This window comes from Actinokineospora lacus, from assembly GCF_053813445.1.
Genome location: NZ_JBQERA010000012.1, coordinates 23,733 through 38,910 on the forward strand (window position 1 = coordinate 23,733; position 15,178 = coordinate 38,910).

A 15,178-nucleotide genomic window follows, 5' to 3' on the forward strand; every position below is an offset into this window, starting at 1 on the left:
CGGCCCGCTGAGCCACTCCCGAGAACTGCGGTGCGACAGCCCGACGCCCACCCGGCCCGTCGCACCGCGTCCACCACCCGGCCGTCCCCGCGCCTTTCGCGGGGGCGGCCGGGTCATTGGTCACCCAAGACCGGCCAGGTCCGGGCAGGACCGGGCAGGACCGGCCTCAGTGCCCCGTCGCGCCGTCGATGCGCTCGCGCAGGAGGTCGGCGTGGCCGTTGTGGCGGGCGTACTCGGCGATCATCTGGACCACGATCCGGCGCAGGGACACCGGCTTGTCGTGGCGCAGGGCCGTGCCGGTGTCGTCGAGGTCGGCGGCGGCGACGACCTCGCGGGAGCGGGCGCACTCGGCCTCCCACACCGCCAGCGCCTCGGCCGGGTCGCCGTCGAGGCGGTCGAAGTCCATGTCCGGGTCGTCGTCGGCGTAGTACAGGTGCGGGACGTCCTCGCCCGCGAACTGCATGCGGAACCACCAGCGCTCCGTGCCCGCCAAGTGCCTGATCAGCCCGTGCAGGGACAGGGTGGACGGCTCGACCGACCGGGTGGACAACTGCGCCGCGGTCAGCCCGGCGCACTTGAGCCGGAAGGTCTCCCGGTGCCAGTCCAGGAACGCGGTCAGGACTTCGCGCTCGTCGCCGACCAGGGGGCGCTCGGGCCGCTCGGCCACGAGGTCCTGCGAGAAGTGCAGCGGGATGTCGACCATGCCGCTCATCGTGCCCGGCCACACCGACACTCGTAACCTCAGGCGAAACGATCACGGGAGTGGCACATGCGCAGGCGCGACGCGGAAGCGACCAAGATGGCGCTGCTGAGAGCGGCGGCGGACCTGTTCACCGAGCGCGGGTTCGACCGCACGTCGGTGCGGGAGGTCGCCGCGGCGGCGGGCGTGGACCAGGCGTTGGTGTTCCGGTACTTCGGCACCAAAGAGGACCTGCTCGCCGCCGTCCTCGCCGCCCCCGGCCGGGCGCTGAGCGCCGACTGCCCGCCGGACAAGCTGCTCGAGGGCGTCCTGCGCGAGGTCTTCACCGACGGCGACCAGACCGCCAACCTGCTGCTGCTCGCCCTGAGCGGCCCACAGCGCGGCAAGGTCGCCGACGCGCTCGAGAACGAGGTCGCGGGCCCCTACCGGCAGGCCTTCGCCGGGCCCGGCGCCGACTCCGACGCGCTGCTGCGCGCCGACCTGGTGCTGGCCTGGGTGCTGGGCCTGGCCCTCGTCCGCCAGGTCCGTCCCGACGGCCCGGTCGGCTCGGCCGACCAGGACCGGGCCCGCGATCTCGTCCTGCGGGCCGCGCGCGGCCTCCTGGGTGACGCTGCGCGGTCGTCCGTTGACGGTCCGCTCTTGGCGCGGCTAGCGTCGTCAGCGAGTGCTGACAACGCCGAGGGGGCGCGATGACCACCGCTGAGCCGCGGGCCTACCCGTTCAACCGTGACGAGGGGCTCGAACTCGACCCCACCTACCGCGCGCTGCGCGAGATGCCCGGCATGATCCGCGTCCAGCTGCCCTACGGGGAGCCCGCCTGGCTGGCCACCCGCTACGAGGACGTCCGCCTCGTCCTCGGCGACCGCCGGTTCAGCCGCGCGATGGCCGCCGAGCGCGACGAGCCGCGCCCGCAGGAGGGCAAGCGGCCCAGCGGCATCCTGGGCATGGACCCGCCCGACCACACCCGCCTGCGCAAGCTGGTCGCGATGGCCTTCACCGTGCGCCGGGTCGAGGCGCTGCGCCCGCGCGTGCGGGAGATCACCGCGAAACTGGTCGATGACATGGTCGCCGCCGGTCCCCCGGTCGACCTGGTCGACGCCTTCGCGCTGCCGCTGCCCGTGCAGGTGATCTGCGAGCTGCTGGGCGTCCCGGTCGAGGACCGCGACCGGTTCCGGGTCTGGAGCGACAACGCGCTCTCGACCAGCTCGATCAGCGCCGAGGAGTTCGTCCAGAGCTACATCGCCATGAGCGAGTACATGGCGGGCCTGGTCGCCCAGCGCACGGCGGAGCCCGCCGACGACCTGATCACCGCCCTGATCGCCGCGCGGGAGGAGGACGTCGAGCGCCTCGGCGCCGACGAGCTGGTCCAGCTGTGCAACGGCATCCTCATCGCCGGGCACGAGACCACCGCGACGCAGGTGCCGAACTTCGTGCACGTCCTGCTCGCCGCGGGCCGCTTCGCCGAGCTGGGCGAGCACCCCGAGCGCATCCCCGGCGCGGTGGAGGAGCTGCTGCGGTTCGTCCCGCTCGGCGTCGGCGGGGCGTTCCCCCGCTACGCCGCCGAGGACGTCGAGGTCGGCGGCGTGCTGGTGCGCGCGGGCGAGCCGGTGGTGGTCGCGGTCGGCTCGGCCAACCGCGACGACGCCCGCTTCCCCGAGGCCGAGACGCTGCGCTTCGACCGGCCGCAGAACTCCCACGTCGGCTTCGGCCACGGCGCCCACCACTGCCTCGGCGCCCCGCTGGCCCGCCTCGAGCTGCAGGAGGCCCTGCGCGAGCTGACCGCGCGGCTGCCCGGCCTGCGCCTGGACGGCGAGCCGGAGTGGAAGACGGCGATGCTGGTGCGCGGCCCGCGCCGGATGCCCGTGGCCTGGTGAAACGGGTCGGCCCCAGCGCCGGGCGGGAGTAGGCTCGCCTGGCGATGGGGCTGGACGGATCGCCAGATCGGATCTAGCGGCCGTCTCGCGCCTTCCTGGTGAGTACGCAAGACAGGGAGGACCGAGGTGACGACACAGGCCGATGTGGCTATCGAGACCGCGGGTCTGGTCAAGGTGTTCGGCGAGAAGCGCGCGCTGGACGGACTGGACCTGCGGGTGCCCGCGGGCACGGTGTACGGGGTGCTGGGGCCCAACGGGGCGGGCAAGACGACGGCGGTGAAGGTGCTCGCCACGCTGCTGCGGCCCGACAGCGGCGAGGCGCGGGTGTTCGGCCGCGACGTGATCCGCGACGCCGACGCGGTGCGCGGGCGGGTCAGCCTGACCGGGCAGTACGCCTCGGTCGACGAGGACCTGACCGGCGCGGAGAACCTGTTCCTGCTGGCCAGGCTGCTCGGCTACCGCAAGCCCGCCGCCCGCGAGCGCGGCGCGCGGCTGCTGGCCGCCTTCGGGCTCAGCGAGGCGGCCGACCGCCAGGTGAAGACCTACTCCGGCGGTATGCGGCGGCGCGTGGACATCGCCGCCAGCATCCTCAACACCCCGGACCTGCTGTTCCTGGACGAGCCGACGACGGGCCTGGACCCGCGCAGCCGCAACCAGGTGTGGGACATCGTCCGCGCGATCGTCGGCCAGGGCACGACCGTCCTGCTGACCACGCAGTACCTGGACGAGGCCGACCAGCTGGCCTCCCGGATCGCGGTGATCGACCACGGCAGGGTGATCGCCGAGGGGACCAAGGGCGAGCTGAAGGCGTCGGTCGGCGCGGGCGCGGTGCACCTGCGGCTGCGCGACGCCGCCCAGCGGCCGGAGGCGCAGCGCGTGCTGGCCAGGGTGCTGGACGCGCCCGTGCTGCTGGAGCACGACCCGGTGGCGCTGTCGGCGCGGCTGTCCGCGGAGGTCACCGACGCGGGCGCCGCCGACCGCGCGGGCGTGCTGCTCGGCGAGCTGGCCCGCGCGGGCGTGCACGTCGACACCTTCTCCCTCGGCCAGCCCAGCCTGGACGAGGTCTTCCTCGCCCTCACCGACCGCCCGGCCGACCAGGAGGTCCCGGCATGAGCACCACCACCACCGAGCCCGTCGAGGCCGTCAGCGCGCCGCGCACCGAGGACCTAGCCGCCCTGCTGATCAGCGACGAGGACCGGCCGCCGCGCCCCTCGGCGTGGACGGCGTCGGCCGCCTTCGGCTGGCGGGCCGTGCGCAAGATCAAGCACGTGCCCGAGCAGCTGTTCGACGTGACCGCCTTCCCGATCATCATGACCCTGATGTTCACCTACCTGTTCGGCGGCGCGCTGGCCGGGTCGGTGACGGAGTACCTGCAGTACCTGCTGCCGGGCATCCTGGTGATGAGCGTGGTCATGATCACGATGTACACCGGGGTCGCGGTCAACACCGACATCCAGAAGGGCGTGTTCGACCGGTTCAGGACGCTGCCGATCTGGCGGCCCGCGCCGATGGTCGGCTACCTGCTGGGCGACCTGCTGCGCTACGTCATCGCCTCGGTGGTCATCATCGCCGTGGGCCTGGCGCTGGGCTTCCGGCCCGGCGGCGGGTTCATCGGCGTGGCGGGCGGGGTCGGGCTGCTGATCGTGTTCTCGTTCGCGTTCTCCTGGATCTGGACGATGTTCGGGCTGATCATGCGCTCGGAGAAGGCGGTCATGGGGGTCAGCATGTTGGTGCTGTTCCCGATGACGTTCCTGTCCAACGTGTTCGTCTCCCCGAGCACCATGCCGGGGTGGCTGGAGGCGGTCGTCGAGGTCAACCCGGTGACCCGGCTGGTGGCCGCGGTGCGCTCGATGATGGCCGGTGAGTGGGACGGCGGCGAGATCACCTGGGTGCTGATCGCCTCGGTCGTGCTGACCGTCGTCTTCGGCTGGCTGACGATGCGCCGGTACAACCGGGTCTGACGCCTGTCCCCGCCCGTCGATCGCCGGACACCGCGGACGCCCCCGAATTCCCACTCTCAGCTGGGGGCACGCGCGGGTTCGGAAGGGGTGCTCGCGTGGGCCCCCGGGCGAGAGATCCCGGCGACCGGCCCGGTGGTCCTCTGTGGACCGGCGGGCCGGTCGCGTTTGGCCGCGGCGACGCTGTGGTAGCCACAGGTTTCATGGTGTCTGTGACGCGAGGGGGACCAGCCGATGTCGTACGCGCCGCCTGCCGAGCCGATCGGCGGGATGGCGGGGTGGGCCGTCGACCTGATGGAGGCCCTCGGCGGGCCGGGGGCGGCGCTGATCGTCGGGCTGGAGAACCTGTTCCCCCCGCTGCCCAGTGAGATCATCCTGCCGCTGGCCGGGTTCACCGCCGGTCAGGGCCGGTTCAGCCTCCTCGCGGCGGTGCTGTGGACCACGGCGGGCTCGGTGCTCGGCGCCCTGATCGTGTACCTGGTCGGCGCGCGGCTCGGGCCGGAGCGGACCAGGGCGCTGGTGGCCAAGATCCCGCTGCTGAAGGTCTCCGACTTCGACCGCTCGGCGGCGTGGTTCGACCGGCACGGCGGCAAGGCGGTCTTCTTCGGGCGGATGGTGCCGGTGTTCCGCAGCGCGATCTCGCTGCCCGCGGGCGTCGAGCGGATGAACGTGGCCAAGTTCCTGCTGCTGACGACGCTGGGCAGCCTGGTGTGGAACACCGCGTTCGTCATGGCCGGGTACCTGCTCGGCGCGAACTGGCACCTCGTCAGCGACTACGCGGGGGTGTTCCAGACGGTCGTCTTCGTCGCGCTGGGCGTGGCGCTCGTCTGGTTCGTGGTCTCGCGGCTGCGCCAGCGCCACCGGGCGGACTCCGACCAACGCTGACCGGCCTGCGTTGACCGGCCTGCATTGACCGGCCAGCACTGGCTGGCTTGCACTGGCTGCACGGGCCTGCACCGACCTGGTACTGGCCTACTGCAGCCGCCAGGACAGCTCGCCGTCGTAGCGGCAGGCGGTGCCGGTGGTGACGGCCTCGCGCAGGTGCGCGGCCAGCCGGGGGTGGCGTTCGTCGAGTTTGCGCAGGGTGTCGCGGATGCGGGCGGTGACGGCCTTGCGGGCGCGCTCGGCCTCGTCGCCGAGTCGCCTGCTGCGGCCGTTGAGGCCCGCGGCCAGGCGCAGGTGCTCCAGCAGGGCGGCGCGCTCCTTGTCCAGCGCCGCGGCGCGGGCGTCGTTGCCCAGGGCGCTCTGGTGGTCGATCTCGGCGTCGAGGCGGTCGAGGCGGCGGCGGAACTCGGCCTTCGCGCGGTCGTCGAGGGCGGCGTCGGCGCCGGTGGTCCGCACCGCCGCGGCGACGGTGGAGTCGAGCAGCTGGGCGGCGGGGATGTCGGTGCCGGGGTTGGCCAGCAGGGCGTGCAGGTCGCGCAGGCCCTTGGCGTCGGGCACGTGCACCTGGGTGCCCGCGAAGGACAGCGACCAGACCGGGCCCTCGCGGCGGAACTGCGGCAGCTCGGGCTTGGGGGCGCTCGGGGCGAGGCGGGCGGCGAGGTGGGCCATGCCCAGCCGCTCGGCCTCGGCGGCGACCTGGGCGGCCAGGGCGGCGGTGTTCTCGCCGCGGCCCGCGCGGGCCTGGACGAGCCAGGCGCGGGCGTCGACGGCCCAGGGCCGGGCGTCCATCTCCTCCGCGGAGGCCGCGGCGGCGTCGAGGTGGGCGATGGCGGCGTCCCAGTCGCGCTCGGCGACGTCGAGCACGCCGAGCCAGAGGTCGACCGGGCCCGCGATGTCGAAGCCGTAGAGCGAGACCAGCCAGCCGCCGGAGTGCTCGGCCAGCTCCGCGCGGGCCTGGGCGATCAGCTCGCGGTCCCGGGCGAGGGCGGCGGTGTGGGCGAGCAGGCGCAGCCACAGCGGGCCCAGGTGGCGCGGGATGGCGTCGGGGCGGCCGACGGTGGCCCGGACGTGGCGCAGGGCGGCCTCGGTGCGGCCGCGCTCGACGGCGGTGACGGCGGCGATGAGCTCGGGGTGGTCGAAGCCCGCCATGCCCTCGGCGATCAGGGAGTCGGCCTCGGCGAAGCGCCCTTGGCGCAGCAGCGACGTCCAGCGCATGTACTCGACCATGTACCCGCAGCCCTCCAGCGCCACCGCGTCGGCGGTCAGGGCGTCGAGCTGCGCGCCCACCTCGGCGAAGCGGCCCGCCAGGACGTCCAGGATCGCGGTGTCGATGCGGCCGGAGAGGGCGTTGCGCGGGGAGGCGTGGGTCAGGGCGATCGTGTGGCGGAACTGGTCGAGGTAGCCGGGGTCGCCCAGCTCCAGCAGGGCGACCCAGCGCAGCGCCGAGGCGAACCAGACCATGTCGCCGTCCCCGGCGCGCTCGGCCAGCTCGGTCAGCTCGCCGGTCAGCCGGACCCGCTCCGCGGCGCTGCCCAGCCCCAGGATCAGGTCGTGCTGGGCCCACAGCCCGACCGAGAGCGACTCCTCGTCGGCGTCGCTGCGGGCCAGGGCGGTGGCCTGGAAGACGAGTTCGCGGAACACCGTGTCCAGCGGGCTGCCCCGGTCGGTGTCCTGGCGGCCGAGCAGGCGGCGGTGCGCCTCGCGGACCACCTCGTCGGTCAGCCGCGACCCGCGCGGCGGGCCGTGCCGGTGCAGGGCGACGGCGACCCTGGCCAGCGGCTCGGCGGCGTCGAGGCCGCGGGCGAGGTCGGCGGCCTCGCCCAGGTGGGCCCACGACCGCTCGCGCTCGTTGCCGTGGCTGCGTACCTCGGCCAGGTGGACCAGCACCATCACCCGGCGTTCCCGCTCGGTCAGCGGGACGGCCCTGCCCAGGTGCGCCGCGGCCTCCTCCATCGCCAGCCTGCCGGAGGCGTCCTTCGCGGCGGCGACGAGCAGGTCGACGGCGCGCTCGGCCGGGTAGTCGGGGCAGCCCGCGTGCGCGTGGCGGGCCCGGTCGGCGGGGAACACGGCCGCGGCCAGGGCCGCGTCGTCGTCCAGGGCCCTGGCGACGGCGGCGTGCGCGGCCCGGCGGGCGGTGTCGTCGGCCTCCTCCAGGGTCTCGCGCACCAGGTCGTGGACGAAGCCGTAGCGGCCCGCGCTCACCGGGGTGACCAGCCGCGCGGCGACCGCCCGGCCGAGCTTGCGCTCCACGGCGGTCTCCCCCGTGGCGGCGGCGAGCAGGGCGGCGTCGAACTCCCGGCCGAGCACCGCGGCGCAGGCCAGCAGCCCGCGGGTGTCCTCGGGCAGCGCGTCGAGCCTGCGCCGCACCGCGTCGCGGACCCCCGGCGGCACGGCGGCCGCGCCGGAGGCGTGCCAGAGGCGGGCGGTCTGCTCGACGAAGAACGGGTTGCCGCCGGTGCGGCGGTGCACCTCGGCGACCAGCGCGGGGTCGGGCCTGCCGACGCCGGTCAGCGCGATGAGGTCGCCGACCTCGTCCTCGGACAGCCCGGTGAGGGTGAGCGTGGTGGCCTTGGCGACGAGGGACAGCAGCAGGGGTTCGAGGGGGTGGCCGGTGCCCTCGATGTCGACGTCGCGGTAGGTGCCGACCAGGAGCAGCCGCTCGAACCAGGCGTGCTGCGCGGCGAAGGCCAGCAGCCGGACCGACTCCGCGTCGGCCCAGTGCAGGTCGTCGAGGACGACCATGATCGGCCGGTGCTGCGAGACCGCGACCAGCGCGCTGGTGACCGCGTCGAACACGGCGAACCCGGCCCCGTCGCCGGGCTGCTCGCCCAGCAGGACCGGCAGCGCCGACCCGGCGGCGCCCTCGGCCCGCGCCCACTCCTGCTCGGTGGCCCCGCGCCGCAGGGCGCGCACGACCTGCACCCATGGCCAGAGGCCGGGGACGCTGTCGGAGTCCCAGCAGGACCCGGAGAGCACGAGGGTGCCCTGTCGGCGGGCCTCGTCGGCGGCCGTGGTGACCAGCGTCGTCTTGCCGATGCCCGCCTCGCCGGTGACGAGCACGAGCCCGCCGTGGCTGTCGCGGACGCGGTCGACCTCGGCCCGCAGCACACCTGCCGGATGGTCGCGCCCGATGAAAGCGGAGTTCACCGCGCCGAGGGTAGAGCGAACGACCGACAAGAGCACATGAGTACCGCGACCTCCGCGGAAATCGCCGATGTCGGTCGGGGTGGAAGGCAGGCCGCCCGGGTAGGTCCCTGTCGCCGGGCGGCCCGCCCGTCTAGGTCGTGTTTCAGATGTGGTGCGCGGGAGAGTCGTGATCAGTCCGCTCACCGGCGGTGCGGCAGGATCGTCCTAATACCGGTGTTGTATTCGGGCGCATCCGGCCGTGCCGCCGGCGAGCGGACTGGCGCGGCTATGCTGTGTTCCACATCTGAAACACGGGCTAGGGGCGCCAGGTGTCGTTCAGGGTGACCCGGCCGGAGGCCGGGACCGTGGCGACGCGGTTGGCGCCGGACTCCCAGGTGGCGGCGCCACTGGAGTCCTTGCGGAGGTACTTGTACTCGAACCGGGTCCCGGCGGGCAGGGTGATGCCGCCGCGCCAGAGCGGGTAGGCGGCCGAGGACAGGGCGAGCGCCGCCGCGGGCGCCCAGTTGCCCAGGGCGGGCTGGTTGCCGACGACGAAGATGTTCTGCCCCGGCGAGGTGGTGGCGTTGACGGCGAAGTCCGCGCCCGCGGTCGTGGCCTGCGAGGTGCTGTAGAGGGCGATGGCGTCGCCCGCCCCGACGGTGGCGGTGAAGCGGCCGTCGGCGCCCACGGTGTGGGTCTGGCCCGCGCAGGAACCCGGGTCGGCGTGCTGGACGTCGCAGTACGTCCCGGCGGGCAGGGAGGTCTGGAACGTCCGGCTGAGCGCCGTGGACTCGCGGTTGATGGCCACGTACCCCTTGGCGCCCCGGCCGAAGGCGATGGCGTTGTTGCCGTTGCTCCACCAGTTCGTCACGGCGGTCCCGGCCACGGCGTTGCGGAAGCCGACCATGTTGGCGATCTGGCGCCAGGCGTGCTGGCACGTCCAGCCGTCCTGGTAGCACGCCCGGACGTCGCCGCCGAGCGGCGGGCCGTCGTCGTGGCCGCCGAAGGAGTATCCGGAGTAGACGTTCGGCGACCCGTACGGCCAGGCCAGCATGAAGACGTTGGCCAGGGTGTAGGTCGAGCCGTAGGTGCGGTTCAGCGTCGAGCCGTTGCGCTCGGTGTCCCAGTTGTCCACAAAGGAGCGGCCCTTGCCGGAGGACACGAAGCCCCACGCCTCGCCGAACTGGCTCAGGTCGGCCAGGCGACCGCCGCTGAAGGCGGACTTCAGGCCGGTGGCGTAGCGGAACTCGTCGACGTCGCCGGTGTTCAGGTACTCGTCGGGGTGCACCGCCTCCCCCGCGCCGTAGATGACCTCCTGCACCCAGAACGCCGACCCGGTCTTGGCCTTGATCGCGGCGACGTCCGCGGCGGACATGTGCTTGGCCGCGTCGACGCGGAACCCGTCGACGCCCAGCGAGCGCAGGTCGTTGAGGTACTCGGCGATCTCCGAGCGCACGTACTCGCTGCCGGTGTTGAGGTCCGAGAGGTGGACCAGCTCGCAGTTCTGGACGTTGTCGCGGTTGCGGTAGTCGGTGATCGGCTGGCGGCAGGAGTGGAAGTCCCAGTCCTGGTAGTGGCCGGGGTAGTTGTACTTGGAGTACGCGCTGCCGCCGGTCCCGGTGCCCGAGCCCGCGGACATGTGGTTGATCACCGCGTCGGCGATGACCTTCACGCCCGCGCCGTGGCAGGTGGAGACCATGTCGCGGAAGGCGGTCCGGTCCCCGAGGCGTCCGGCGATGCGGTAGCTGACCGGCTGGTAGACCGTCCACCACTGCGGGCCCTGGATGTGCTCGGTGGCGGGTGAGACCTCGACGTAGCCGTAGCCCTTGGGGCCGAGGACCTCGGCGCAGGCGCGGGCGACGTCGTCGAAGCGCCACTGGAACAGGGTGGCGGTGACGTCCTTCGCGCCGGGTGGGGCGGCGATGGCGGCGGGGGCGGTGACGATCACGGGCAGGGTGGCGGCGGCGAGCAGCGCGGCAAGGGCGCCTGCGGCCCGGCGGCGGAATGACGAGACCACGGTGTCTCCTCAGGAGGGACTTTCGCAAGTTTGCCGTAATCAGTTGCAAGGGATGTCATCGAGAATGCGGTGCAGGTGCAGCCGCGTCAATCAGCCAAACGGACCAGCGCCACGCCGTTCCCCCAGGCCGGATCATGCAAGAGGTTTCCGCAAGCGACATCGGCTTGCTAGCGTCTTCACCCACAGCCGACCCCGGAAGGACGCTATGGACCAGCGCTGGTGGCGCCATGCCGTGATCTACCAGGTGTACGTGCGCAGCTTCGCCGACTCCGACGGCGACGGCGTGGGCGACCTGCCCGGCATCCGCTCGCGCCTGCCCTACCTGGCCGACCTCGGCGTGCAGGCGGTGTGGATCACCCCGTGCTACCCGTCCCCCATGGCCGACGGCGGCTACGACGTGGCCGACTACCGCGACATCGACCCGCTCTTCGGCACCCTGGACGACGCCCGCGCCCTGCTCGACGACGCGCACGCCCTCGGCCTCAAGGTCATCCTCGACATCGTGCCGAACCACACCTCCTCGGTGCACCGCTGGTTCGGCGAGGCGCTGGCGGCCGCGCCCGGCTCCCCCGAGCGCAACCGCTACGTCTTCCGCCCCGGCCGCGGCCCCGACGGCGGCCTGCCGCCCAATGACTGGGAGTCGATCTTCGGCGGTGGCGCCTGGAGCAGGGTGAGCGACCCCGACGGCACGCCGGGCGACTGGTACCTGCACATCTTCGACCCCAGCCAGCCCGACCTGAACTGGGACAACGACGAGGTCCACGAGGAGTTCCGCGACATCCTCAAGTTCTGGCTCGACCTCGGGGTCGACGGCTTCCGGGTGGACGTCGCGCACGGCATGGTCAAGCAGGACGGGCTGCCCGACGTCGGCGCCACCGGCCAGCGCGCGCTGCTGGACACCCGGCCGCTGCCCTACTTCGACCAGGACGGCGTGCACGAGATCTACCGGGAGTGGCGCAAGATCCTCGACTCCTACTCCCCGCCGCGCATCGCCGTCGCCGAGGCGTGGACGCCCAGCGCCGAGCGCACCGCCCGCTACCTGCGCGCCGACGAGCTGCACCAGGCGTTCAACTTCCACTACCTGCAGGCCGACTGGGACGCCGCGGCGCTGCGCTCGGTCATCGACGCCACCCAGGCCGCGGTCGCCCCGGTCGACGCCCCCGCCACCTGGGTGCTGTCCAACCACGACGTGCACCGCCACGTGACCCGCTACGGCGGCGGCGAGACGGGCCTGCGCCGGGCCCGCGCGGCGATCCTGCTGATGCTGGCGCTGCCCGGCTCGGTCTACCTGTACCAGGGCGAGGAGCTGGGCCTGCCCGAGGTGCTCGACCTGCCCGAGGACGTGCTGCGGGACCCCATGTGGGAGCGCTCGGGGCACACCGACCGGGGCCGCGACGGCTGCCGCGTGCCGCTACCCTGGGCCGCGGAGGGGACCGCGCTCGGTTTCGGTCCGGACGGGTCGCGGCCGTGGCTTCCGCAGCCCGCGGACTGGGCGGCGCTGTCCGTGGCCGCGCAGAAGGGCGACCCGGGGTCGATGCTGGAGCTCTACCGCACCGCGCTGCGGCAGCGGAGCGCCCAGCCCGCCATGGGCGGCGACTTCGCCTGGGTCGACGCGGGTGATCCGGTGCTGTGCTTTGACCGGACCTCGCCTTCCTCCGGCGTGCGCTGCGCGGTGAACCTGGGCGCGTCGGCGGCCAGGCTGCCCGCGGCGGGCCCGGTGCTGGCCGCGTCCGGTCCGTACGACGTGGAGGGTGAGCACGTGCTGGTCCCGAGTGACACCGCGGTGTGGTGGGCCCTCTGATGGCAGGCGGCCCGGCCCGCCTGGCCGACATCGCCGCCCAGGCGGGCGTCAGCGAGGCCACGGTGAGCCGGGTGCTCAACGGCAAGGCGGGGGTGTCGACCACCACCCGCCAGGCCGTGCTCGCGGCGCTGGACCTGCTCGGCTACGAGCGGCCCGCGCGGCTGCAGGCCCGCAGCGCCGGGCTGATCGGGCTGATCACCCCCGAGCTGGGCAACCCGATCTTCCCGGCGTTCGCCCAGGTCATGGTGCAGGCGCTGACCCGCGAGGGGTACACCCCGGTGCTGTGCACCCAGAACCCGGGCGGGGCGACGGAGGACGAGCTGACCGAGACGCTGGTCGAGCGCGGGGTCAGCGGGATCATCTACGTCTCCGGCCTGCACGCGGACTCCAGCGCCGACATGGACCGGTACGTGAAGCTGGCCGGGCGCGGGGTGCCGTTCGTCATGGTCAACGGCTACACCGAGCGGGTCTCGGCGCCGTTCGTGTCCACCGACGACCGCGCGGCGATGCGGCTGGCCGTCGGTCACCTGGTGGAGCTGGGGCACGAGCGGATCGGGCTGGCGGTGGGGCCGCGGCGCTTCGTGCCGGTGCTGCGCAAGATCGAGGGCTTCGTCAACCACGTGCGCACCACGCTGCCCATGTCGGCCGAGGAGGCCGAGGGGCTCGTGCAGCACTCGCTGTTCACCGTCGAGGGCGGGCAGGCGGCGGCGAACGCGCTGATGGACAAGGGCTGCACCGCGATCGTCTGCGGCAGCGACCTGATGGCCTTCGGCGCGATCCGGGCGGTCCGCCAGCGCGGGCTGTCGGTGCCGAGGGAGATCTCGGTGGTCGGCTTCGACGACTCCCCGCTGATCGTCTTCGCCGACCCGCCACTGACGACGCTGCGCCAGCCGGTCGAGGCGATGGGCCAGGCCGCGGTGCGGGCGCTGCTGGAGGAGATCACCGGCAACCCCACCCCGCACGCGGAGTACGTCTTCCTGCCGGAGCTGGTCGTGCGCGGCTCCACAGGCGCGGCGCCCAAGCACGGCAGGCACACCGACCCACTCTGACCGGCATCACCCAGACCGGCATCACCAGACCGACCTCGCCTTGGCGGGCTCACCGCAGGCAGGCTCCCCCTGGCTGACTCACCGCTGGCCTGCTCACCCCGACCCGGTGACCCCCGTCCCGGCGACCTCCGGTCCGACCGCGGCCTTTCCGCGGCCGTCGGTCAGCTCCATGGGGGCCACCGGCTCCAGGCGCGGGCTGTCGGCGTCGCCGGTGGCCCGCTCCAGGATGAGGCTGGCGCGCTCGCCGTCGAGGACGATGGTGGCGATGGTGTTGCCGAAGTCCGGGCCGTGCAGCTTGGTCCACTCCACCGGCAGCGGGTTGATGTCCGGGGAGCGCAGCATCCACCACCTGATCGCCCTGGCCAGCGGCCGCCACCAGGTCAGGACGAACAGCGGGCGCATGAACCGCTCCACCGCGTTGTGCATGGGCGAGCAGGTCAGCTGGAAGACGCGGGCGCGGACCGGGTGCGGGAAGTGGGCCTCGGCGGCGTAGACGTGGTGGACGTCGCCGGAGAGCACGCACACCGTGGACGCCTTCTCGGCGACCCTGGCGATCAGCCTGGCCAGGCGGTCGGAGGAGTCGCGGAACGCGGGCCAGTGCTCGAGGTCGGCCTTGCGCCGCACCTTCTCCGCCAGCCGCCCGCGTAAGCCCGGGCGGCGGCAGGCCACCTCGTTCATCGACTGGACGTGGCTGATCGCGGGCGGCATGAGCCAGGGCAGCGACGACCCGATCAGCAGGTGCTCGAAGTCGCCGTCGGCGTTGTCCTCGATCCAGTCGAACTCCGCGTCGCTGACCATCGCGCGCTTCTGGGTCAAGACCCGGCCGGAGCGGGTGTCGATCGCCAGGAAGCGGACGGGGCCGAAGTCGCGGCGGTAGCTCCAACGGGTGCCCTTGCCGCCGTCGACCTCCTCCACCGCGCAGTCGGCGAAGTCCTCCAGGACGGGGGCCGCGTCGCCGACCTGGCCGGTGATGGCGCGGAAGGTCTTGTCCTCGGCCAGTTCCTCCGGGGAGAGGTTGCCGATGTGCTGGTAGACCCAGTAGGCCATGAGGGCGCCGCGCTCCCGCTCAGCCCACCACGACGTCTTCGCCATGTCCGCGCGCCAGGACGCCGAGGTGTTCCAGTCGTCGTGGACGTCGTGGTCGTCGAACACCATCGACACGCCGAGGGTGGACATCAGCCAGCGGACCGCGGGGCTCGTCCACGCCTCGTGGTAGAGCCGGACGTACTCGGCGAAGTTCGCGACCTGCGCGCCCGGCGGCTGGGAGATGTCGCGGCGCTCGCTGAGCCACGCCTGCGTGGCCTTGCTGGTCTCGTCGGCGTAGACCTGGTCACCGAGCATCAGCAGGGCGCCGGGCCAGGACGACTCGTCCTGCTCGGCCATGCGCAGGGCGTAGGCGGCCAGCGCGTCGGCGCCCGCCTTGCGCCGCTCCACGGGGTCGTCGCTGTCGGGCTTGCGGCAGGAGCCGAAGACCAGCGAGACCGGGGCGCCCTCGGACAGGGTCCGGATGCGGCTCGGCGGGAACGGCGAGTCCGGCTCCGGCCACGCGGTGTGCCCGTCCAGGCGCACCTCGTACTCCGTCGACGAGCCCGGTTCCAACCCCTCCACGATGACGAGCGCGTAGTGCTGCCCCCGTACCTCGAAGGTCGTCGCCTTCGACCCGGCGACCTCGACGACGCAGGGCGTGTCCGTCTCCACCCACACCGTCGCCGAGTCCCGGCCGACGTAGCGCAGCATCGGTCCCAACAGCAATTTCGCCACGAACCCT

The 15,178-nt window shown here is 73.3% G+C and carries 11 protein-coding genes; 7 read left to right on the forward strand and 4 right to left on the reverse strand.

What is annotated here, in order from left to right; all coding sequences use genetic code 11:
• Positions 1-166 precede the first annotated feature (166 nt).
• Positions 167-712 (reverse strand): DinB family protein, encoded by a 546-nt coding sequence (locus ACTG9Q_RS26125; RefSeq protein WP_455575758.1) that lies wholly within the window; start codon positions 710-712, stop codon positions 167-169.
• A gap of 57 nt (positions 713-769) precedes the next feature.
• On the opposite strand from ACTG9Q_RS26125, the gene ACTG9Q_RS26130 reads away from it, so the two are divergent.
• From ACTG9Q_RS26130 to ACTG9Q_RS26150, 5 genes are all read left to right on the forward strand, one after another.
• The gene (locus tag ACTG9Q_RS26130) at positions 770-1,393 is read left to right on the forward strand and encodes a TetR family transcriptional regulator (RefSeq protein ID WP_455575552.1); all 624 of its coding nucleotides are present in this window, start codon (positions 770-772) and stop codon (positions 1,391-1,393) included.
• Positions 1,390-2,574 (forward strand): cytochrome P450, encoded by a 1,185-nt coding sequence (locus ACTG9Q_RS26135; protein ID WP_455575553.1) that lies wholly within the window; start codon positions 1,390-1,392, stop codon positions 2,572-2,574. Before ACTG9Q_RS26130 ends, ACTG9Q_RS26135 begins: the two co-directional genes overlap by 4 nt.
• A 126-nt stretch (positions 2,575-2,700) precedes the next feature.
• Positions 2,701-3,687, forward strand: a complete 987-nt coding sequence (locus tag ACTG9Q_RS26140) for an ATP-binding cassette domain-containing protein (RefSeq protein WP_455575554.1) — start codon at positions 2,701-2,703, stop codon at positions 3,685-3,687.
• Positions 3,684-4,535: an ABC transporter permease gene (locus ACTG9Q_RS26145; protein WP_455575555.1), complete on the forward strand. Its 852-nt coding sequence runs from the start codon at positions 3,684-3,686 to the stop codon at positions 4,533-4,535. The genes ACTG9Q_RS26140 and ACTG9Q_RS26145 overlap by 4 nt, the downstream gene beginning before the upstream one ends.
• 231 nt (positions 4,536-4,766) lie before the next feature.
• Positions 4,767-5,417, forward strand: a complete 651-nt coding sequence (locus ACTG9Q_RS26150) for a DedA family protein (protein ID WP_455575556.1) — start codon at positions 4,767-4,769, stop codon at positions 5,415-5,417.
• Between the two features lie 87 nt (positions 5,418-5,504).
• Here the strand turns inward: ACTG9Q_RS26150 and ACTG9Q_RS26155 are convergent, their stop codons facing one another.
• Both ACTG9Q_RS26155 and ACTG9Q_RS26160 read right to left on the reverse strand, forming a co-directional pair.
• The gene (locus tag ACTG9Q_RS26155) at positions 5,505-8,564 is read right to left on the reverse strand and encodes an ATP-binding protein (RefSeq protein ID WP_455575557.1); all 3,060 of its coding nucleotides are present in this window, start codon (positions 8,562-8,564) and stop codon (positions 5,505-5,507) included.
• A gap of 295 nt (positions 8,565-8,859) precedes the next feature.
• A complete protein-coding gene (locus ACTG9Q_RS26160; RefSeq protein WP_455575558.1) occupies positions 8,860-10,560 on the reverse strand; it encodes a carbohydrate-binding module family 20 domain-containing protein in 1,701 nt (566 codons plus the stop codon).
• 205 nt (positions 10,561-10,765) lie between these two features.
• Here ACTG9Q_RS26160 and ACTG9Q_RS26165 point away from each other — a divergent pair, with 205 nt between their 5' ends.
• Complete coding sequence (locus ACTG9Q_RS26165) at positions 10,766-12,361, forward strand: glycoside hydrolase family 13 protein (RefSeq protein ID WP_455575559.1); 1,596 nt, start codon at positions 10,766-10,768, stop codon at positions 12,359-12,361.
• Positions 12,361-13,410 carry a LacI family DNA-binding transcriptional regulator gene (locus ACTG9Q_RS26170; protein WP_455575560.1) on the forward strand — a complete coding sequence of 350 codons (1,050 nt, stop codon included), beginning with the start codon at positions 12,361-12,363 and terminating at the stop codon, positions 13,408-13,410. Before ACTG9Q_RS26165 ends, ACTG9Q_RS26170 begins: the two co-directional genes overlap by 1 nt.
• Before the next feature lie 93 nt (positions 13,411-13,503).
• Here ACTG9Q_RS26170 and ACTG9Q_RS26175 read toward each other — a convergent pair whose 3' ends face one another.
• Positions 13,504-15,171 carry an alkaline phosphatase D family protein gene (locus tag ACTG9Q_RS26175; RefSeq protein ID WP_455575561.1) on the reverse strand — a complete coding sequence of 556 codons (1,668 nt, stop codon included), beginning with the start codon at positions 15,169-15,171 and terminating at the stop codon, positions 13,504-13,506.
• Positions 15,172-15,178 lie beyond the last annotated feature (7 nt).